At 72.8% G+C, this 20049-nt stretch carries 21 protein-coding genes and 1 pseudogene; 6 read left to right on the top strand and 16 right to left on the bottom strand.

Annotated features, from left to right (window positions below; translation table 11 throughout):
• Nucleotides 1–127: 127 nt before the first annotated feature.
• The 7 genes from truB to BM419_RS08090 all read right to left on the bottom strand — a co-directional run bounded on the left by truB (nt 128) and on the right by BM419_RS08090 (nt 9257).
• Nucleotides 128–1144, bottom strand: coding sequence for a tRNA pseudouridine(55) synthase TruB (truB, locus tag BM419_RS08120; protein ID WP_244540723.1), 1017 nt, complete (start codon nt 1142–1144; stop codon nt 128–130).
• A gap of 66 nt (nt 1145–1210) precedes the next feature.
• Nucleotides 1211–1639 carry a 30S ribosome-binding factor RbfA gene (gene rbfA / locus BM419_RS08115; RefSeq protein ID WP_020092715.1) on the bottom strand — a complete coding sequence of 143 codons (429 nt, stop codon included), beginning with the start codon at nt 1637–1639 and terminating at the stop codon, nt 1211–1213.
• Between the two features lie 104 nt (nt 1640–1743).
• Complete coding sequence (infB, locus tag BM419_RS08110; protein ID WP_091926087.1) at nt 1744–4671, bottom strand: translation initiation factor IF-2; 2928 nt, start codon at nt 4669–4671, stop codon at nt 1744–1746.
• A gap of 76 nt (nt 4672–4747) precedes the next feature.
• Nucleotides 4748–5470, bottom strand: coding sequence for an RNA-binding protein (locus BM419_RS08105; protein ID WP_020092717.1), 723 nt, complete (start codon nt 5468–5470; stop codon nt 4748–4750).
• Nucleotides 5471–5495: 25 nt separating this feature from the next.
• Entirely contained in the window at nt 5496–7121 is a 1626-nt protein-coding gene (gene nusA, locus BM419_RS08100; protein WP_091679718.1) for a transcription termination factor NusA, read from the bottom strand.
• A gap of 65 nt (nt 7122–7186) precedes the next feature.
• On the bottom strand, nt 7187–7948 hold the full coding sequence (gene rimP / locus BM419_RS08095; protein ID WP_091679719.1) for a ribosome maturation factor RimP: 762 nt from the start codon (nt 7946–7948) through the stop codon (nt 7187–7189).
• 298 nt (nt 7949–8246) lie between these two features.
• Nucleotides 8247–9257, bottom strand: coding sequence for an aldo/keto reductase (locus tag BM419_RS08090; protein ID WP_020092720.1), 1011 nt, complete (start codon nt 9255–9257; stop codon nt 8247–8249).
• Between the two features lie 207 nt (nt 9258–9464).
• Here BM419_RS08090 and BM419_RS08085 point away from each other — a divergent pair, with 207 nt between their 5' ends.
• The 3 genes from BM419_RS08085 (at nt 9465) to BM419_RS31895 (ending at nt 11385) form a co-directional block, all read left to right on the top strand.
• Complete coding sequence (locus BM419_RS08085) at nt 9465–10406, top strand: protein-methionine-sulfoxide reductase heme-binding subunit MsrQ (RefSeq protein ID WP_091926265.1); 942 nt, start codon at nt 9465–9467, stop codon at nt 10404–10406.
• Nucleotides 10407–10474: 68 nt separating this feature from the next.
• The gene (locus tag BM419_RS08080; RefSeq protein WP_056525759.1) at nt 10475–10876 is read left to right on the top strand and encodes a hypothetical protein; all 402 of its coding nucleotides are present in this window, start codon (nt 10475–10477) and stop codon (nt 10874–10876) included.
• A gap of 110 nt (nt 10877–10986) precedes the next feature.
• Nucleotides 10987–11385: a hypothetical protein gene (locus BM419_RS31895; RefSeq protein WP_139257057.1), complete on the top strand. Its 399-nt coding sequence runs from the start codon at nt 10987–10989 to the stop codon at nt 11383–11385.
• 14 nt (nt 11386–11399) lie between these two features.
• On the opposite strand, the gene BM419_RS32330 is transcribed toward BM419_RS31895, so the two are convergent.
• The gene (locus tag BM419_RS32330; RefSeq protein ID WP_012320668.1) at nt 11400–11576 is read right to left on the bottom strand and encodes a hypothetical protein; all 177 of its coding nucleotides are present in this window, start codon (nt 11574–11576) and stop codon (nt 11400–11402) included.
• 137 nt (nt 11577–11713) lie between these two features.
• Nucleotides 11714–12112, bottom strand: a pseudogene (locus BM419_RS08075) (DUF4174 domain-containing protein).
• A 123-nt stretch (nt 12113–12235) separates the two neighbouring features.
• Here BM419_RS08075 and BM419_RS08070 point away from each other — a divergent pair.
• Nucleotides 12236–13255, top strand: coding sequence for an NADP-dependent oxidoreductase (locus BM419_RS08070; protein ID WP_056525752.1), 1020 nt, complete (start codon nt 12236–12238; stop codon nt 13253–13255).
• A 168-nt stretch (nt 13256–13423) separates the two neighbouring features.
• Nucleotides 13424–13993, top strand: a complete 570-nt coding sequence (gene ssb / locus BM419_RS08065) for a single-stranded DNA-binding protein (RefSeq protein WP_020092725.1) — start codon at nt 13424–13426, stop codon at nt 13991–13993.
• A 193-nt stretch (nt 13994–14186) separates the two neighbouring features.
• Here the strand turns inward: ssb and BM419_RS08060 are convergent, their stop codons facing one another.
• From BM419_RS08060 to xth, 7 genes are all read right to left on the bottom strand, one after another.
• Complete coding sequence (locus tag BM419_RS08060) at nt 14187–14654, bottom strand: hypothetical protein (RefSeq protein ID WP_091679723.1); 468 nt, start codon at nt 14652–14654, stop codon at nt 14187–14189.
• A 201-nt stretch (nt 14655–14855) separates the two neighbouring features.
• Complete coding sequence (locus BM419_RS08055) at nt 14856–15167, bottom strand: GCG_CRPN prefix-to-repeats domain-containing protein (protein WP_091926085.1); 312 nt, start codon at nt 15165–15167, stop codon at nt 14856–14858.
• A 135-nt stretch (nt 15168–15302) separates the two neighbouring features.
• Nucleotides 15303–15617, bottom strand: a complete 315-nt coding sequence (locus tag BM419_RS08050; RefSeq protein WP_056525743.1) for a hypothetical protein — start codon at nt 15615–15617, stop codon at nt 15303–15305.
• A 101-nt stretch (nt 15618–15718) separates the two neighbouring features.
• On the bottom strand, nt 15719–16003 hold the full coding sequence (locus BM419_RS08045; RefSeq protein WP_244539825.1) for a hypothetical protein: 285 nt from the start codon (nt 16001–16003) through the stop codon (nt 15719–15721).
• An 87-nt stretch (nt 16004–16090) separates the two neighbouring features.
• On the bottom strand, nt 16091–16873 hold the full coding sequence (locus BM419_RS08040) for an SDR family NAD(P)-dependent oxidoreductase (RefSeq protein WP_091926083.1): 783 nt from the start codon (nt 16871–16873) through the stop codon (nt 16091–16093).
• Between the two features lie 315 nt (nt 16874–17188).
• A complete protein-coding gene (locus BM419_RS08035) occupies nt 17189–18067 on the bottom strand; it encodes an SDR family oxidoreductase (protein WP_091926081.1) in 879 nt (292 codons plus the stop codon).
• Between the two features lie 268 nt (nt 18068–18335).
• A complete protein-coding gene (xth, locus tag BM419_RS08030) occupies nt 18336–19145 on the bottom strand; it encodes an exodeoxyribonuclease III (protein ID WP_091679731.1) in 810 nt (269 codons plus the stop codon).
• Between the two features lie 159 nt (nt 19146–19304).
• On the opposite strand from xth, the gene BM419_RS08025 reads away from it, so the two are divergent.
• On the top strand, nt 19305–20039 hold the full coding sequence (locus tag BM419_RS08025) for a lysophospholipid acyltransferase family protein (protein WP_091926079.1): 735 nt from the start codon (nt 19305–19307) through the stop codon (nt 20037–20039).
• The last annotated feature ends 10 nt before the right edge of the window (nt 20040–20049 follow it).

The following is a 20049-nucleotide window of genomic DNA, read 5'->3' as shown; positions in this document are numbered from 1 at the left end:
AGCATTCCGGACCGTCCGCCGGGGCCAAAGCGTCACGGCTCAGGTTCGTTCCGCCTGCGCGCTCTCGTCTCAGCCCGGCCTGGACCGGCCGGGGCCCCGCGCGCTCCGGCTGCGCGGAGCCGGCGTGTCAGGCGCTGCGGCCAGGGGCCGTGCCGCCGAGGTGGAACACCCGGTGCGGGACCAGCTGGCCGCGCTCCACGTCGCCCACGGCGACCAGGATCCCGGCGCAGGTCGCGAAGGCCTTGCCCTCCACCGGGGCGTCGCGGCCCCGCAGGATGACCGATTGCCCCCGCATCAGGCGCAGGCCCAGATCGCGCGACACCGCGACCTCCGGGATGGCATCGAGGGCCGTCTCCACCGGTCGCAGGTAGGCGAGGGCCGCCTCGGGGCTGCCGTCGGTCAGGGCCGAGACCGGGCAGGCCTCGGCTTCCGAGAAGGGGCCGACGCGGGTCCGGCGCAGGGCGGCCACGTGGCCGTAGCAGCCGAGCATCCGGCCGAGATCGCGGGCCAGGGCCCGCACGTAGGTGCCCTTGCCGCACTCGGCCTCGATGACGGTGCGCTCGCCGTCGTGCTCGACGATGGCGAGTCGGTCGATCTGCACCGGCCGGGCGACCAGTTCCACGGTCTCGCCCTCGCGGGCGAGGTCGTAGGCGCGCTCGCCCTGGATCTTGATGGCCGAGTAGCGCGGCGGCACCTGCTCGATCGCGCCCACGAAGGCCGGCAGCGCCGCCTCGACCGCCGCCCGGTCCGGGCGGGCGTCGCTCGTCGCGACGGGACGCCCCTCGGCATCGTCGGTGTCGGTCTCGATGCCCCACTGGACGGTGAACCGGTAAGCCTTGCGGCCGTCCATCACGAACGGGACGGTCTTGGTCGCCTCGCCGAGGGCGATCGGCAGGATGCCGGAGGCCAGCGGGTCGAGGGTGCCGGCGTGGCCGGCCTTCTTGGCGTTGAAGGCGCGCTTCACCACCGCGACCGCGTGGGTCGAGGTCATGCCGACATGCTTGTCGAGGATCACCCAGCCCGAGACGTCCCGGCGCTTCGGCCGGTCCGGACGCGGCCCGCGCTGCGGACGGCGCCCCTCCGGCCCGCGGCGCTCAGCGCTCGGCGGGGGAGCCTGGCGCTCGGCCGGCGGAAAATCTTCCATGGAAACCGTCATGTCCGCGTGTCCCCCGGGGTCGATGCCCCGTCCCTTTCTGCTTGGTATCGGGACTCAATGCCCCGTCCCGGTCTCCGGTTCGTCGTCCTCGGGCCCGGACTCGAGGTCCCGCTGGACCCGCTCGTCCCGCAGCAGCCGGTCGATGCGCGCGGCCTCGTCGAAGGTCTCGTCCCGCCGGAACCGCAGTTCCGGCGCGAATTTCAGGTTCACCCGCCGGGCCACCTCCTGGCGCAGCACCTTCCGGTGGCGCTCCAGGGCGGCGATCACCGGCGCCTCGTCGAGGCCGCCGAGCGGCATCACGTAGGCCGTGGCGAGCTTCAGGTCCGGCGACATCCGCACCTCCGGCACGGTCACGACATGCGTGCCGAGCACCGGATCCTGGATATCGCCGCGCTGGAGCACCTCGGCCAGCGCGTGGCGCACGAGTTCGGCCACGCGCTGCTGGCGCTGCGAGGGGCCGGTGGAGGTCGGTTTCTGGGCCATTCTGTCTCGGGCCGGCCCGCCGGAGCGGACGGCGCACGTCCTGAAAAAAGAAAAGACGGCCGCGGCAGGTGCCGCGGCCGCCCTGTCCGGATGAGTCCGGAGCGTCAGAGGGTGCGGCGGATCTCCTCGACCCGGTAGCACTCGATCACGTCGCCCGCGCGCATGTTCTCGAAGTTCTCGAAGGCCATGCCGCACTCCTGACCGGAGGTGACTTCCTTCGCGTCGTCCTTGAAGCGCTTGAGCGTCTTGAGCTTGCCCTCGTGGATCACGACGCTGTCGCGGATGAGGCGGACATGCGCGCCGCGCTCCACGATGCCGTCGGTGACGCGGCAACCCGCGACCTTGCCGACCTTGGAGACCTCGAAGACCTCCTGGATCGTCGCCTCGCCCAGGCGCTCCTCGCGGAGCGTCGGCGGCAGCATCCCCGACAGCGTGGCTTTGATGTCGTCCACGAGGTCGTAGATGATGTTGTAGTAGCGGATCTCGATGCCCGCCCGCTCGGCGGCCTCGCGGGCCTCCTTGTGGGCGCGCACGTTGAAGCCGATCACGACGGCCTTCGACGCCTGCGCCAGGGTGATGTCCGACTCGGTGATGCCGCCGACGCCGGCCAGGAGGATGCGGGCCGCGACCTCGTCGTTGCCGAGCTTCTCCAGGGCGCCCGAGATCGCCTCGACCGAGCCCTGCACGTCGCCCTTGATGACGACCGGCAGCTCCTTGCGGCCGGCGCCTTCCTTGAGGTCGCGCATCATGTCGACCAGCGAGCGGTTGGCACCGCCGGTCCGCGCGTTCTGGCGCTCCCGCTTCTGGCGGGCGCGGTACTCGGTGACCTCGCGGGCGCGGGCCTCGTTCGGCACCACGATCACGCGGTCGCCGGCATCCGGCGTGCCGTTGAAGCCCAGCACCTCCACCGGCACCGACGGCCCGGCGTACTGCACGTTCTCGCCGAGATCGTCGATCAGGGCACGCACGCGGCCCCATTCGGCGCCCGCGACGACGATGTCGCCGGTGAACAGGGTGCCGCGCTGGACCAGGACCGTGGCCACGGGGCCGCGGCCGCGGTCGAGCTGGGCCTCGATGACCGTGCCCTCGCCGTCGCGCTTCTCGTTCGCGCGCAGGTTCATGATCTCGGCCTGGATCTGGATGCCCTCCAGGAGCTGCGGCAGGCCGGCGCCGGTCTTGGCCGAGACCTCGAACTCGAGGGTCTCACCGCCCATCGACTCGACCTGGATATCGTGCTGCAGCAGCTCCGTGCGGACCCGCTCCGGCTTGGCATCCGGCTTGTCGATCTTGTTGACCGCGATGATCATCGGGACACCGGCCGCCTTGGCGTGCTGGATGGCCTCGATGGTCTGGGGCATGACGCCGTCATCGGCCGCCACCACGATCACCACGATATCGGTGACCTTGGCGCCGCGGGCGCGCATCGACGTGAACGCCGCGTGGCCCGGGGTGTCGATGAAGGTGATCATGTCGCCGGAGGGCGACGCGACCTGATAGGCGCCGATGTGCTGGGTGATGCCGCCGGCCTCGCCCTCGACCACGTTCTCCTTGCGGATCGCGTCGAGCAGCGACGTCTTGCCGTGGTCGACGTGGCCCATGATGGTGACCACCGGCGGACGGGGATCGAGATCCTCCTCCAGATCCGGCTCGTCGGAGGAGAGGCCCTCCTCGACGTCGGACTCGGCGACGCGGCGCACCGTGTGGCCGAGTTCCTCGGCGATGAGCTGGGCGGTGTCCGAGTCGATCACGTCGGTGATCTTGTGGATCTGGCCCTGCTTCATCAGCAGACGGATCACGTCCACGGCCCGCTCCGACATGCGGTTGGCGAGTTCCTGGATGGTGATCGTCTCGGGGATCGTCACCTCGCGGGACAGCTTCTCCTTCTGCTCCACGTGGCCGCGGCCGCTCATGCGCTGCTGGCGGCGGCGGAACGAGGCGACCGAGCGCGTGCGCTCGTCCTCGCCCGAGGTCGCGTTGGCGATGGTCAGGCGGCCGCGGTTGCGGTCGCCGCCCGGGGATTTCGGGGTCTTCGGCGGCGCGATGATCTTGAGCGGCATGCCGGGACGGCGGATCACCCGCTTGGTCTCGGACTCGTCCTCGTTGGTCTGGGCACCGCGACCGGCGGTGCGCGCCGCGGCCCCCGCGCCGGCGGGACGCGCGGCGGTCGCCGGCGTCGCGCTCTTCTCGGGCTCGGGCGCCGGAGCCGGACGGGCCATGAAGTTGAGGTCGCGCGGCTTGCGCGAGTCGGCCGTGATGGTCTTGCGCGGCTCGCCCGTGGAGGGGCGCGGCGTCAGCGGCGGGCGCGGAGCGGCCGGAGCCGCCGCGGAGGCCGTCGGGCGCGCGGCGGCCGGACGGGCCGCCTCGGTCTGACGGGCCGGCGCTGCCGCGGGGCGCGCGGGCGCCGCGGCGGCGGGACGGGCAGCGGCCGGCTGGGTCGACTGGGCCGGCGCCTCGGCCGGACGGGCCGGTGTCGCGGCGGGGGCGTCGGCCGCGGGTGCGGGAGCGGCGGCCTGAGCTTCGGCGGCCTTGGCAGCGTCAGCCGCCGCGGCAGCGGCGGCCGCAGCCGCGGCCTTGCGCTCCTCGTCCTCGCGACGGCGGGCCTCGGCGGCCTCGCGCTCGCGGCGGGCCTGCTCCTCGGCCTCGCGACGGCGCGCCTCGGCCTCGGCCTCCACCTTGCGGCGGGCCTCGGCCTCGCGGCGCTGCGCGTCGGCGAGGGCGGCGGCGCGGGCCGCACTCTCCTGCTCGCTCAGGGTGCGCAGGACGACCCCCGAAGCGGCGCGCTGCGCCGGACGCGGGGCCGGCGCCGTCGGCGCGGGGGCCGCCGGGCGTGGGGCCGGCGCGGGTTCACGGGCAGGGGCGGCCGGCGCCGCACCGATGACGCGGCGCTTCACCGTCTCGACCACGACCTGCTTGGAGCGGCCATGGGAGAAGCTCTGACGCACGGTGCCCGCCTCGATCGGCCGCTTGAGGCCGAGCGGCTTCGGGGAAGTCCGGTTCAGAGTCTTGTCGCCCGGGTTGTTCGTATCGCTCATTCAGCCTGAACCCTGAGGGTTTCCATCGTCCCGTGAACCGACACCCGGTGGCGCCGGTCAAAATAGTCCTGCGTCGTCAACGTGAGGCTTCGTCGATCCCGCCGATTCGGGCTGGATCGGGCTCCCCGGTCGCCGCGGCGGCGCCCTCGAAGGAGCGTAGCCGACGCCAACGCGACAGGCAGCCGGCGGCTCCGGCTCCTGCGACGAGCGCAGCGTGTATCACATGATCCCGACCTAAGGCCATGTCCAATTCGTCCTCGGACAGGTCATCGATGATCGGGATCCTTGACATGGCCCCGCCGTGGCGCCTGTGCAAGGCCGACGCGATCTTGCGCCGGCCGTCCGGGCTCGCCTCGGCGGCATGAATCACCGCAATGGCGCCCGGCTGCCCGCCGATCGCGGCCTCGACCTTCGAGAAGCCCGCGACCACGCAGCCCGCCTTGTTGGCCATGGCGATGGCCTGTCGCAGGTCGTCCCGCAGCCCGGCGGCGATCCGGTCCGGCAGGTCGGGGGCGGCCGGGGTCGGCCCCTTGAACGCCCGCGAGAACAGGTTCTTCCGCACCGCGGTCGCGACCGCCTCGCGCCGGGCGCTGATCCAGGCGCCTCGGCCCGGAAGCTTGGCGCGCAGGTCGGGCACGACGCTGCCGTCCGGCCCGCGCACGAACCGGATCATCGCGTCCGGCGCCTGGACGACGCGCGTGACGATGCAGGTCCGCTCGGGCGAGCGGCGGCCGGGGCCGGCATCGAGCCCCCCGGCATCCAGCCCGTCCTCGGGCAGGGTCGTGTCGACCGCGACCATCGCGCCTCCGCCGCCGGCGCCCGCCTCAGGCCTCGGCCTGCGCGGGGGCGGCCTCGTCGCCCTCGGCCGCCTCGGCACCCTCCTCGGCCTCCGGCTCCGGCAGGGCCTCGATCCAGCCGGCCTTCAGGCGGGCGGCCATGATCAAGGCCTCGGCCTCGGCGCGGGACAGGTCGAACCCGTCGAGGTAGCCGGCGTGGCGCACGGCCTCGGGACCGCGGCCCTCCGTGTAGCCGACGAGGTCGTCGGTGGCGCAGCCCGCCAGATCCTCGACGGTCTTCACGTCGTTCTCGCCGAGGGCGACCATCATGGGCGTGGTGATGCCCTCGATCTCGCGCAGCTCGTCGGCGACGCCGAGCTCGGTGCGGCGGGCGTCGTGCGCCTGCTCGATCCGGGCGAGGTGGTCCTGGGCGCGGGCCTGGATCTCCGTGCCGGTCTCCTCGTCGAGACCCTGGATACCGGAGAGCTCCTGGATGTCGACGTAGGCGATCTCCTCGACGTTGCGGAAGCCTTCCGCGGCGAGCAGCTGGCCGACGGTCTCGTCGACGTCGAGCGCCTCCATGAACACCTGGGTCCGCTCGGCGAACTCCTTCTGGCGGCGCTCCGATTCCTCGGCCTCGGTCAGGATGTCGATGTCCCAGCCGGTGAGCTGCGAGGCGAGGCGCACGTTCTGGCCGCGGCGGCCGATCGCCAGCGACAGCTGGTCGTCCGGCACCACCACCTCGATGCGGTCGGCCTCCTCGTCGAGCACCACCTTCACCACCTCGGCGGGCTGGAGGGCGTTGACGATGAAGGTCGCCTCGTCCTCGGACCACGGGATGATGTCGATCTTCTCACCCTGCAGCTCGCCGACGACGGCCTGCACGCGAGATCCCCGCATACCCACGCAGGCGCCCACGGGATCGATGCTGCCGTCGCGCGAGATCACCGCGATCTTGGCGCGCGAGCCCGGATCGCGGGCCACCGCCTTCACCTCGACGATGCCGTCGTAGATCTCCGGCACTTCCTGGCCGAACAGCTTGGCCATGAACTGCGGGTGCGAGCGCGACAGGAAGATCTGCGGGCCGCGCACTTCCGAGCGCACGTCGAACAGGTAGGAGCGGATGCGGTCGCCCGGCCGGAAGGTCTCGCGCGGGATCATCTCGTCCCGGCGCACGATGCCCTCGCCGCGGCCGAGATCGACGATGACGTTGCCGTACTCGACCCGCTTCACGATGCCGTTGAGGATCTCGCCGATGCGGTCCTTGTACTCGTCGAACTGGCGGGCGCGCTCGGCGTCGCGCACCTTCTGGACGATGACCTGCTTGGCCGACTGCGCGGCCACGCGGCCGAAATCGAAGGGCGGCAGGGTGTCGGAGATGACGTCGCCGACCAGCGCGCCCGGGTTGTAGCGGCGGGCCTGGTCGAGGGTGATCTCGCGGGCGTCGTTCTCCACCTGATCGACGACCAGGAGGTGGCGCGAGAGGCGCAGCGCCCCGGTCTTCGGGTCGATCTCGGCGTGAACGTCGGTCTCGGCGCCGTAGCGCGAGCGGGCGGCCTTGGCGATCGCCTCCTCCATCGCGTCGATCACGATGGAGCGGTCGATCACCTTCTCGCGGGCGACCGCGTCGGCGATCTGGAGGAGTTCGAGCCTGTTGGCGCTGACGACGGCCATCGGTGTCGGTCCTTCTCTTCCGTCAAATCTTCGGGCCGGCCGCCGGGCGGCCGGCGCGGGGGGTCTCAGTGCAGGGAGTCGCGGTCCTTGAGCCGGGACGCCTTGGTCACGACCGGCTTCTTCGGGCCGGTCCGGGCCTGTTTCTGGGGCTTGGCCGCGGGGCTGGCCTTGCGGGGGCCCTTCGGCTGGAACGGCGCGCGCGCCGGCGGCGCGCTCTCCGCGGCGTCCTCCTCGTCCTCGGCCTCGTCGGCCTCGTCCGTGGCGGGCGGCCCGCCGCGGCGCAGCGACTCGCGGATCAGCTCGTCGGTGAGGACGAGATGGGCCTCGGCGAGGTCCTTGAGCGGCAGGTCGATGCGGCTCGGCAGCCCTTCCTTCACGTCGGGCAGGTCGATCGGGACGGTCGCGCCCGTCGGGTCCGGCGCGCCGAGGATGCCGCGGAAGCGCTTGCGCCCGTCCAGCGGCGGGCTCAGCTCGACCTTGGCCTCGTAGCCGGCCCAGCGGGCGAAGTCCGAGACCCGCACCAGCGGCCGGTCGATCCCCGGCGAGGATACTTCGAGGTTGTAGGCGCCGCCCACCGGGTCGTCGACGTCGAGGATCGGCGAGATCGCGCGGCTCACCGCCTCGCAATCGTCGATCGTGAAGGTGCCGTCCGGCCGCTCCGCCATGATCTGCACGGTGCAGCCGTTGACGTTGGACATCCGCACCCGGACCAGCCGGAAGCCGAGGCCCGCGAGCGGCCCCTCGATCGCCTGCGCGACGCGCGCGGCGACTCCGGCCTCGCGGACGAGGCGCTTCTCGGACAGATCCGCTTCAATCTCGGACGACATGGGTGTTCAGCGCGCAACCTTCGCGGCGTTCTGCCTGGCCGCCCGCGGCGTGGGGCCTCGTGCGGCGAGAGGGTGTGCGGCGAAAAAAAAGAGCGGACCCGGTGGGGCCCACTCCCGAACCGCAGCCTCTCGACTGCCATCAGAACTGTTGAGAGCTAGATAGCGGCCCTCGGCCCGGAGCGCAAGGTGGATCCGCCGCGCCGCGCAACCCTGCCCGTCCCCAGCTCCGCCTCATCCTTCGATGTCGCGCTTCGCGGCCACCTCAGGATGAGGGGATCGGTCGAAGATCGGCCGCGTCTCAGCCGCTGCGCGGCACCCGCCCCTCCAGCGGATAGGCCGGATCGTTGTAGCCCGGCGTCGTCGGATGCCCCGCGGCCACGAACCCGTCGACCAGCGCCTCGTCCTCCGGGGTGAAGGCGTAGTCCAGGGCGCCGAGATATTCCTGCCACTGCGCCTCTGTCCGCGGCCCGGCGATGACGCCGGTGACGAGGCGGTTGTTCAGCACCCACGCGGTGGCGAACTGGCCGGCCGTGATGCCGCGGGCCTCGGCGTGCTCCCTCAGGGTCCGGGCGATACGCAGGGATTCCGGGCGCCACTCGGTCTGCATCATCCGGGCGTCCTGGCGGCCGGCGCGCGACTCGGCCGGCGGCGGCGCGTCGGGGTCGTACTTGCCGGTGAGCACGCCGCGCGCGAGCGGCGAGTACGGCACCACGCCGAGCCCGAAATGCGCGCAGGCGGGCAGGTGCTCGGTCTCCGGCATCCGGTTGAAGGCGTTGTAGTAGGGCTGGCTCACCACCGGCCGGTCGATCCCGGCCTCGTCGCAGAGCCGGCAGATCTCGGCGACCCGCCAGGAGCGGTGATTCGAGACGCCGAAATGGCGGATCTTGCCCGCCCGCACGAGGTCGGCGATCGCCCGGACCGTCTCGGCCAGCGGCGTGTCGTGGTCCTCCTTGTGGAGGTAGTAGATGTCGATGAAATCCGTGCCGAGGCGGCGCAGGCTGTCCTCGGCCGCCTTCATCACGTGGACCCGCGAGAGGCCGCGGTCGTTGACGCCCGGCCCGGTCGGGTTGGCGACCTTGGTGGCCAGGACCCAGGCGTCGCGCTCGGCCCTGATCGCCCGGCCGGTGATCTCCTCCGAGCGGCCCTCCGTGTAGACGTTGGCCGTGTCGATGAAGTTGATCCCGGCCTCCCGGGCGCTGGCGACGACGCGGCCGGCCGTGGCCTCGTCGGTGGGGCCGCCGAACATCATCGTGCCGAGGCAGATCGGCGAGACCTTGAGGCCCGATCGGCCGAGCGTGCGATACTGCATGGGATCCCTCCAACGTCCGTCGTCCCGCTATCTCGCCGCAGGAACGGCGCGGTCAACCACAACACAGGTCAACGCCGCCCTGTAACCCGCGAACGCCCGCGGCGAACCGACCCGTGACGGCACCGATGGCCCGGGCAGCCGTTCCCGCCGGTGGCCCGGGCCATCGGCGCGGCGCCGTCGTCCACCGCGAAGCTTCCGTTCGGACCCATGATCGATCGCTCGGCCGCCGCCCTCGGCATCCCCCTCCCCTGGCTCGACCGGGCCGGCCGCCTCTCCTGGCTGAAGCTCGCGGTGTTCGCGTGCTGCGTGGCGCCCGCGCTCTACCTCGCGGCCGCCTACCGGCTCGACGCCCTCGGGGCGAAGCCGATCACCGCGCTGATCCACGCCACCGGCGAGTGGGCGGTGCGCTTCCTGCTCTTCTCGCTGGCGATCTCGCCGCTGCGCCGCCTCGCGGACTGGCCGAAGGTCCTCGTCGTGCGGCGCATGCTCGGCGTCACCGTGATGGCCTACGCGGTGGCCCATCTGACCCTCTACGCCGTCGACCAGAACCTGATCCTCACCAAGGTGATCTCCGAGATCGCGCTCCGGCTCTACCTGACGATCGGCTTCGTGGCCCTGATCGGCCTGATCGCCTTAGGGTTGACCTCCACGGACGCGGCGATCCGCAACCTCGGCCCGAACTGGAACCGCCTGCACCGCCTCACCTACACAATCGCCGTGGCGGCCCTGGTCCACTACTTCCTGCAGTCGAAGATCGACGTCACCGACCCGGTCTTCTCGGCGGGCCTGTTCCTGCTGCTGATGGGCTGGCGGGTGATGCGGCGCTTCCAGTGGCCGGAGCGGCCCTGGTCGCTCCTCCTCCTGGCGATCGTCGCCGGGCTCGCGACCGCCGGGCTGGAGGCCGCGTGGTACGGCCTCGCCAGCGGTGTGCCGGCCAACCTCGTCCTCGCCGCCAACCTGGACTTCTCCGGGCCGATCCGGCCGGCCTGGTGGGTGCTGTCCGTCGGCCTGTCGCTCCCGCTCGTGGCGCTCGTGCGCGGCCCGAAGGCCCCGGCACCGGGCAGGCGACCGGCCCAGGCGGCCCGCCGGGAGCCTATCCGGGAACCCGTCCGGGAGCCCGTCCGGGAGCCCTTGTCGCCGTCGGCCTGATGCCGCAGAACCCGCTCCCGGTCCTCCGCCGCCGGCGGCCCCGGGCCCAGCGGAGCTTTCGAGACGCCATGCGCGGCACGCCTCTCCTGATCGCGGGCTTGCTCGCGCCGACCCTCGCCTTCGCGACGCCCCCCGCGACCCAGGCCGCGAAGCCGGCCGCCAAGGCGGCGCCCGCCGCGCCGCCGCCGGCCGCCGCCGCGCCGGCAGCCGCGGCCTGCACGCCGCCCGCGCCGCCGCCGGCCTCCGCGCGCCCGGCCAAGCCGGAGCTGCCGCCGAAGCCCGCCTGCCTCGACGCCAAGGAGGGCTGCCCGGGCTGGGAGGCCTACAGCTACAACGACGCGATCAAGGCCTATAACCTGCAGGCGCAGGCCTTCCGGCCGATCGCCGAGGCCTACCTGCAGAAGCTCAATGCCTACGTGAAGGCGAGCGCGGACTACGCCCAGTGCGAAGTGAACGCGATGCAGAAGTAGCCGGCTGAACGGCGGCCGACACCGCGGCTCGGAGGCGGTTCAGGCACCCGGTCGCATCCTCCGGCGATGATGGCCGCGATCCCCGCGCGCCCGCTCACGCCGAGGCCACCGTGCCCGCTCGTCGTCTCCTCTTACGAACCGGCTTCTGCGCCCTGCTCCTCGCCGCCGGCCCGGCCCTGGCCGCCGATTTCGACGGCCCCTACCCGCCGCACGGCGACGGCGGGCCCGCCCAGGACGACGAGCCGGAGCGCCGGCCACCGCCGCCCCCGCCCCCTCCGGGACCGCGACCCGAACCCGAAGTCCGCGGCCCCCGCTTCACAGCGGCGCCCCCAGAAGCGTCCCCGGAGGCGTGCCGGGAATTCGTGCGGCGGCGCTTCGGTCCGGACGGGGAGCCGGTGCTGCGACGGGTGCGGGTCTGCGACGAGCCGGTCGTCGACCGCGGGCCGCCGCCGCCTCCCCCGCCGCCGGAGGACATCCCGCCCCGTCGCTGGGGCGGGCCGCGCTGGTAGCGCGGGAATCCGGCTCAGATGCGGGCCGGCGCCTTTCTGAGGGCGGCCGCGAAGGCCTTGAGCTGGCGGTTCAGATCCGCCAGCTCGTTCAGCGCGATGGTCTTGTGGCCGTCGCGGACCGCGCGCTCGATATCCTCGACCTGCAGGTCGACGAGGCGGCGGATGGCGGTGGCGACTTGTTGTCGGGTCATCGATTCGAGCGTCTCGTCCGAACGTCCTGGCGGGCCTCAACGGACGGCCGGTGCGCGGCCGTCGACACGTTTCGGTGATAGGCCGGTAGGCTTAACCGATGGTGTCCGCGGCCCCGCCGTTCACAGGGGATCGGGCCCTAGCGGCGCTCGCGCATCTCGCTGCGGCGCATCGGCATCGCGTCGATGGTGGCGAACAGCCTCTGCGGCGCGATCGGCGCCGCTTCGGTGATCTTGGCACCGCCGTCCTTGCCGACCAGGACCGCGCGGAAGCTGTCCGCGGGCAGGCCGAGGCGCTCGCGCAGGGCCCGCGCCTCGGCCCCCGCGCCGACCGCTTCGAGCACCACGAGGTCGCGCTCGGCGACGCCGGTGCGGACCGAGGCCAGCGCCGCCCGCTACGCCCGGAGCTGCGCGTCCCCGGCCTCGGGCGCCGACAGCACCAGCACCCGCGCCCGGTCGCGATAGCCATCGAGGGGACCGGCCAGGGCGGCCCCCGCCGCCATAGCTGCCAGCCCGAGTCCCAGTGCCGTCTCCCGCATGCAACCGCTCCGCGCTCTCGAGTCGGGACAACGCGCGACTCGGCCGCGCGATCGCGGCGGCGCGTTTGCCTCGCGGGCCCGGCGCCCCAGATCGGGGCGGAAGCCCGTGTCCCGGAGTCCGGAATGACCACCGCCATGAACCGCCGCATCGTCCTGGCCTCGCGCCCGCACGGCGAGCCGCGGCCCGAGAATTTCCGCCTGGAGGAGGTGCCGGTGCCGCAGCCCGGACCCGGCCAGGTCCTCTTGCGCACCCGCTGGCTGTCGCTGGACCCCTACATGCGCGGCCGGATGAGCGACGCGAAATCCTACGCGGCGCCCGTCGAGATCGGCGCGCCGATCACCGCCGAGACGGTGGGCGAGGTGGTCGCCTCCAACCACCCCGATCACGCCGTGGGCGACCTGCTGACAGCCTTCGCGGGCTGGCAGGAGTACGTCGTCACCGACGCCAAGGGCTCGCGCAAGGTCGACCCCGATGCCGCCCCGCCCTCCACGGCGCTGGGCGTGCTCGGGATGCCGGGCATGACCGCCTATACCGGCCTCCTCAACATCGGCCGGCCGAAATTCGGCGAGACCGTCGTGGTGGCCGCCGCCGCCGGCCCCGTGGGCTCCCTGGTCGGCCAGATCGCCAAGATCCACGGCGCCCGCGCCGTCGGGATCGCGGGCGGCCCCGAGAAGTGCCGCTACCTCACCGAGGAGCTCGGCTTCGACGCCGCGATCGACCATCGCGGGTCCGACCTGCCGGGCGCGCTGGCGGCCGCCTGCCCGAAGGGCATCGACGTGTACTTCGAGAATGTCGGCGGCGCGGTCTTCGCCGCCGTGCTGCCGCTGCTCAACCCGTTCGCGCGGATCCCGGTCTGCGGCCTCGTCTCCGCCTACAACGCCACCGAGGTGCCCCCCGGCCCGGACCGCCTGCCCGGCCTGATGCGCGCGGTCCTGACCAACCGGCTGCACATCCAGGGCTTCATCGTCTGGGACTTCGCCGAGCAGGCGGACACGTTCCGCAAGGAGGTCGCCGGCTGGATCCAGGACGGGCGCGTCCGCTACCGCGAGGACGTGGTCGAGGGGCTGGAGAACGCCCCCGAGGCGTTCATCGGCCTGTTGAAAGGTCGGAATTTCGGCAAGCTCGTCGTCCGCGTCGCCTGAGAGCGGCTTGCTGCCGAAACGGAACAGATATAGAACAAATCGATCCGTCGGCGCTGCGGAAAGCGGGCACAAGCCCGCCCCGCCGGTTGCCGCTCCGGAGGCCCGGGCGCATGGTTCGCGCGCCGCCGGGCAGATGCCCTGTGAGATCCGTACGACTAGGAGAGAGCGATGGCGGGCAGCGTCAACAAGGTGATTCTGGTGGGCAATCTCGGGCGCGATCCCGAGATGCGCCGCCTCGGTTCGGGCGACCCGGTCTGCAACCTGCGGCTCGCGACGTCGGAGTCGTGGAAGGACAAGGCGACCGGCGAGCGCAAGGAGAAGACCGAGTGGCACTCGGTCGTGATCTACAACGACAACCTCGCCCGGGTGGCCGAGCAGTACCTGCGCAAAGGCTCGAAGGTCTACATCGAGGGCCAGCTCCAGACCCGGAAGTGGACCGACAATTCCGGCGTCGAGAAGTACACGACCGAGGTGGTGCTCCAGCGCTTCCGCGGCGAGATGACGATCCTCGACGGGCGCGGCGGCGGGGGCGGCGACTTCGCCGGCGAGGACGAGGGCGGCGGCCAGATCAGCCGCGGCGGCGACTTCGGCGGTGGCCGGGGTGGTGATCGCGGCGGCGATTTCGGCGGCGGTCGGGCCCAGGGCGGCGAGCGGCGTCCGGCCCCAGCCTCCTCGGGTGGCGGCGGTGGCGGTGGCAGCCGCGGCGGCTACGACCTCGACGACGACATCCCCTTCTAGGACCGCCTGCGATCCGGAGGCCCTGTACCGTCACCCGAGTCGGCCTGCCCGACCCGGGTGACCCGGACATCTGGGCTGCGTCAGCGCAGCCGTTTCAAGGCAGCATCCCGGGACCGCGCGGCGGTGCCCGGGATCCAGATCCGCCTGCGTACGTCTCGGGCCGCGCGCCTTCGGCGCCCCGGAGCGCCGCCGCTCAGCCCTTGAGCTGCCGGTTGCAGGCCGAGTAGTAGCCGCCGCCCTTCTCGATCCACTTCATGCCGCCCAGCGTGCCGGCAGCCTTCGCGGCGTTGTAGCTGTCGAGGCAGGTGTGCATCCGGGCCTTGCCGGCCGATTCCTTGGCGTATTTCGGATCGACGGCGCGGGGGAACGTGGCCGACGCCGCGGCGGCGGACGTCGTCCCGGCGCGCGGGGCGGCCGGCGGCGCGGCCGGAGCTGTCGTCGCGGTCGGCGAGACAGGGTTCGGCGCGGTCGTCGGGGCGTTGTCGGCCGCCGCACCGCACTCGGCCTTGCGGAAGTCGTTCCACTTCTGGCCGTTGAGCGTGCCGGCCTGCTTGGCGGCCTGATACTTGACCGAGCAATCCTTCGCGGAGAGCGCGGCGGCCGGCGCGGCGCCGGCCACCAGGCCGGCGATCATCAGGGATGCAAATACATAGCGACTCATGACGAAGAATCTCCGGGACACTATGTTGCGTCCCGAAAGAGATTAATACGGCTCTATGCCGTCGTGAATATGGGTTTGTCCGTTCCAGGGGACAACGCGATGGCCGAGCACTGACCCGGCACCGGCCGGCCGCGGATCCGGATCGCGCGCGGCAGGCCGAGCTCTGGACGCGGCGACCCCAACTCGGGTCGCCGACGCGGATCACCAGCCGCCGTAGGACCGGCGCGGGCCCTCGTAGCCGCCGTAGCCGCCGTAGCCGCGGTCGTAGCCGCCGTAGCCGGGCCGGCCGCCGTAGGGCTGCCGCGGTCCGCCCCAGCCCCAGCCGCGATCGTTCGGCCGGCAATGGCCCCAGGGTTTGGGATGGAAGCCCGGACCGCAGCCTCCGGCCACGCGCTCGATCACCGATCCGGCATCGGGCGGCCCGTAGCCGAACGGCGCCGCGTTGGCCGTCGTGGTGGTCGCGAGGGCCGCGGCGGCCACCGCGACGAGGCCGATCACCTTGGCGCGCATCATGACACGATCTCCTGAACCTGCGGCCCGGACGCGCCGGGCCGATGACAGGAGGATGCGCCGGCCGCTGTGAACCCGGACAGGCTTGGGCATTCATCAAGCCGACACTCTCGGCCGGGCCTCCGCGCGGCGGGTCGGTCAGGCGGCCTGGAGCTGGATCGGCGCCGGTTCGGGCGCCCGCGAGCGCGCGAAGAGGTCGGCGCCGACCGTTTCGCCCGCAGCCCTGACCAGCGTGGCCTCGTCGCAGGAGCGCGCGACCTTCAGGCCGAGCGCCTCGAGCCGCGCGTGCTCGGCGCAGTAGGCGGCAATCCGGGCGCGGCCGTAGGCCGGCATCGGCGCGAGCAGCCGGTCGCGCTCCGCGTCGTCGGCGCGGAACAGGGCCGAGATCAGCTCGATCGGAACCGGATACCGCGCCAGGGCGCTCGGGTGGGGTCGGTTGCCGTCGCGCGCCATGGGTGCCTCTCCGCTTCGCTGTGCGGTGGAAGGTTCGGCAACCATAGTTAACGATCAGTTGTGATCGCGGCGGGAGCCCCGGTGAGCCGCCCCGCGGCGCCTCAGCGGCGGGGCGGGCTCACCCAGGTTCCGCCGGCGGCGCGATCCGATTCCGGCGCCGCGAACGGGGGTCGCGCGTCCGCCCAGCGGGCGACCGGGCCCGCGGCCGGCGCGATCGAGCCCGTCGTCTCGGGGTCGGTCCAGACGGGGGCGCCCGCGGCGACCAGCGCGGGTGACGCGGACGGATCCGGCAGGTTCCGCTCGTAGCCGGCGACGACCGCCGCGAGGGCGATCGCCACGAGGACGAACGCTAGACCGTCGACGATCATGGAGCCGAGTCTCGGCATGGTGCCCGCGCCTGTTGACCAAGCCTCCGGGCTACGGCGGCAGGGTTAACGAACCCTGTCCGAACCCGGCGGATCGGGCCGACGCGTTCAGATGTTGCGCGCGCCGCGCAGCGTCTTCAGGCCGATTCCCGTCGACTCGAAGCCGCCGTCGACGGCGAGTTGCTGACCGGTGATGTAGGAGGCGCGCTCCGAGCAGAGGAACACGATCGCCTCCGCGAGCTCCGTCTCCAGCCCGTAACGGCCGAGCGGGACGGCATCGTGGTAATCCGCCCGGATCTCGGGGCTGTGCACCGCCTTGGCCATCGCGGTGTCCACCGGACCGGGGGCGACGGCGTTCACGCGGATCCCGTACTGCGCCAGCTCGGCGGCCTGCTGCTTGGTGAGCTGCGCGAGGCCCGCCTTGCTGGTGCCGTAGGCGGTGCGGAGCGTCGAGGCGCGCAGGCCCGAGATCGAGGTGATGTTCACGATGGCGCCGCCGCGCTCGGACAGGAGCGGGACGGCCGCCTGCGTGCACAGGAACGGGCCGGACAGGTTGACGGCGAGCACCCGCGACCAGTCGGCGAAGGTGGTCTCCGTCAGCGGCTTGAAGATCGCGATGCCGGCATTGTTGACCAGGGCGTCGAGGCGGCCGAACCGGTCGGCGACCTGCTGGATCGCCGCCGCCACCGCCTCGGGGTCGGAGACGTCGGCCGTCACCGCGAGCGTGGCTTCCGGACGGCCGAGCCGCTCGGCCGCCGCCGCCGCGCCCGGGCCGTCGATGTCGAGAAGGGCGACGTTCCAGCCGTCGGTGAGGAAGCGGGTCGCGGTGGCGAGGCCGATGCCGCGGGCGGCCCCCGTCACCAGCGCGGTCCGGGCCTGGGCGTCGCTCATGGTCGTCTCCGTCGGGATCGGCGGCGCCCGGATGGCGCGGGTCAGCGTTCGGGTCCGCGGCGGTGCCATCACCGCGCGCCGGACCCGGGCGGCCTTCCGGGCCGTCCCGCCGTTGTGAACCGATCCGCCCGCAACGTCTGATGGATCGCGCGCGCGCCGTCGAGGGTCTGCCCGAACATCCGTGCGGCGATGACCGGCGTCAGCGAAGCGGCCCGGGAGCGCCACGCCCGGCGGATGTCCCGCGGGTCCGGGGCACGTCGCTGCGCTCGGGACGACGGCGTGGTGCCGCCGCAAAGAGCGGCGACGGGTGCGGGATCAGAGCATCGGCATGCCGCCGGTGACCGGCACCAGTGCCCCGGACATGTAGCTGCCCTCGCGGGAGGCGAGCAGCACGTAGGCCGGCGCGAGTTCCGCGGGCTGGCCGGCGCGGCCGAGCGGCGTCTGCGCACCGAGCTGCTCCATCTGCTCCGGGCTCTTCACGATCGGCTGGATCGGCGTCCAGACCGGCCCGGGGGCGACGCAGTTCACCCGGATCCCCTTCGGTGCCAGAAGGTTCGACAGGCCGATGGTCAGGCTCGCGATCGCGCCCTTGGTGGCGGCGTAGATCAGCATGCTGGGGTCGGCGACCTTGGCCTGCACGCTGGTGCTGTTCACGATCGCGCCGCCCGGCTTCATGTGCGGCACCGCCGCCTGGGCGAGGTAGTACATGGCGAAGACGTTGGCGCGGAACGAGCCCTCGATGTCGGACGCCGCCAGATCGTCGAGGCCCTCGTTCACCACCTGGGCGGCGGCGTTGTTCACGAGGATGTCGAGGCGCCCGAAGGCCGCGACGGTGCGCGCCACGAGATCCCGGCACCGGGCCTCGTCGCGGATGTCGCCGGGGAGCAGCAGGCAGCGGCGGCCGGCCTTCTCGACCCAGGCCTTCGTGTCCTCGGCATCCTCCTGCTCGGCTTCGAGATAGGAGATCGCCACGTCGGCGCCCTCGCGGGCGTAGGCGATGGCCACCGCCCGGCCGATGCCGGAATCGCCGCCGGTGATCAGCGCCGCCTGACCCGTGAGCAGGCCTTTGCCGACGTAGCTCTCCTCGCCGTGGTCGGGGCGCGGCGTCATCTTCGTGGTGAGGCCCGGGCGGGTCTGCTGCTGGTCGCCGGGGAAGGGCGGCCGGGGGCCGGCCTCGCGCGGGTCCTGGGTCATCGGGTGCGGCTCCTCGGCTTGGGACCCGCAGGATCTAGGGCCGTCGCCGCGGCCACCGCCTGCGCCCGGGGGTCACAGGCGGTGGCCGCGACCGGGCCGTCTCAGAAGGCCCGGTTGCGGTTGGCGTGCGGGCCGCCGTAGCGGCGGCGCAGGTAGGACACGACCTTGGGAAGGAGGAAAGCGATCAGGATCTTGCGCATCGGGGCTCGCTCACGTCACGGGTTCGTGAGCGGGCAATGCTCGGACCGCGCCGCAGTTCCGCGCCCGGTCACAGCTCCAGCGTGAGGGTCACCGGGGCGTGGTCCGAGGGGCGCTCCCAGGCCCTGGCCTCGCGCAGCACCTCGACCTTGCGGACGGTGCCGGCGAGGTCCGGCGACACCCAGGCGTGGTCCAGGCGCCGCCCCTTGTTGGCGGCCGACCAGTCGGGGGAGCGGTAGCTCCACCACGTGTAGATCTTCTCCGGCTCCGGGGTGAGGTGGCGCGCCGCGTCGATCCAGCCCGCCTCCCCGCGCAGCACCTCCAGCGCCTCGGTCTCCACCGGCGTGTGGCTGACCACGTCGAGGAGCTGCTTGTGCGACCAGACGTCGTGCTCCAGGGGCGCGACGTTGAGGTCGCCCACGAGGATCGCCGGCCCGGAGACGCGCCTGCCGCCCCAGGCGCGCAGTTCGGACAGGAAGTCGAGCTTGTGGGCGAATTTCGGATTCAGGTCGCGGTCCGGCACGTCGCCGCCGGCCGGGACGTAGAAATCGTGCAGCACGATCCCCGAGGCCGCCCCGGCCTCCGGCCCCAGCACCGCCGAGATGTGGCGGGCGTCCTGACGCTCGCAGAAGCCCATCACGGCGCGGGTGTGCAGGGGGAAGCGGGAGAGGATCGCGACGCCGTTGTAGCCCTTCTGGCCGGCGAACATCACGTGCTCGTAGCCCGAACCGCGCAGGGCCTTCAGCGGGAAGGCGTCATCCGGGCACTTGGTCTCCTGGAGGCAGAGCACGTCCGGTCTGTGCTCGGCGAGGAACCGCAGCACGAGGTCGATGCGCAGGCGCACCGAGTTGATGTTCCAAGTGGTGACGGTGAATTGCACGGGCGGCGCTGGGGTTCTGACGGCGTTGCGCTCCGATAGCCGATTTCGCGGCCCGCGACAGTCCGCTCACCGCCCGCCCGGCGAAAGGCCGTGCGCGCCCGGCCGGCAGGCGCTATGTCCGGGCCCTGCCCTGTCCCGGGCCCCTCGTCGAGGCCCGCCATGGCGCACGCCCGCTCGCTCCTGTTCGCCGTCTACTGGGCCGCCTGGACGACCCTGTTCCTCGCGCCGCTGGCGATCTTCCTCCTGTCCGGATCGCCCCAGCGGCCGATCCGCAGGGCGACGCGGCTCTGGGCGCGCGGGATCCTGGGCGGGCTCAGGCGCATCGTGGGGCTGCGCTACGTCGAGGAGGGCCGCCAGCACCTGCCGGACGAGCCCTGCCTGATCGTCGCCAACCACCAGTCGACCTGGGAGACGCTGGCCTTCCTGGTCCTGGTGCCGGACGTGGCGATCGTCGCGAAGCGGGAGCTGCTGGCGATCCCGGTGGTCGGCTGGTTCCTCCGACGCTCGCCGATGATCGTCATCGACCGGGCCAAGGGCACCCAGGCCCTGCGCACCATGATCGACGGCGGTCGGGAGGCGGTCGCGGCGGGGCGGTCGGTCCTGATCTTCCCCGAGGGCACCCGCGGCGCGATCGGCGAGCCGCTGCGCTTCAAGCGCGGCGTCGAGTTGCTCTACGGCCGTCTCGGCCTGCCGGTGGTGCCGGTGGCGCTCAATTCCGGCCTGTTCTGGCCCGGGGGCGCGGCGACCCGGTCCGGCACGGTGGTGGTGAGCTACCTCGCGGCCCTGGCCCCCGGCCTGTCGACCGCGGAGTTCCTGCACGGGACGGAGGGCGCGATCGATCGGGAGTTGAACCGGTGGCGGCCCGGCGACGCGGCCGGGATCGGCGCCCCCTGACGGGGCGACC

The organism is Methylobacterium sp. yr668 (assembly GCF_900116245.1).
Classification (GTDB): domain Bacteria; phylum Pseudomonadota; class Alphaproteobacteria; order Rhizobiales; family Beijerinckiaceae; genus Methylobacterium.
This window is presented reverse-complemented; position numbering and strand designations above follow the sequence as displayed.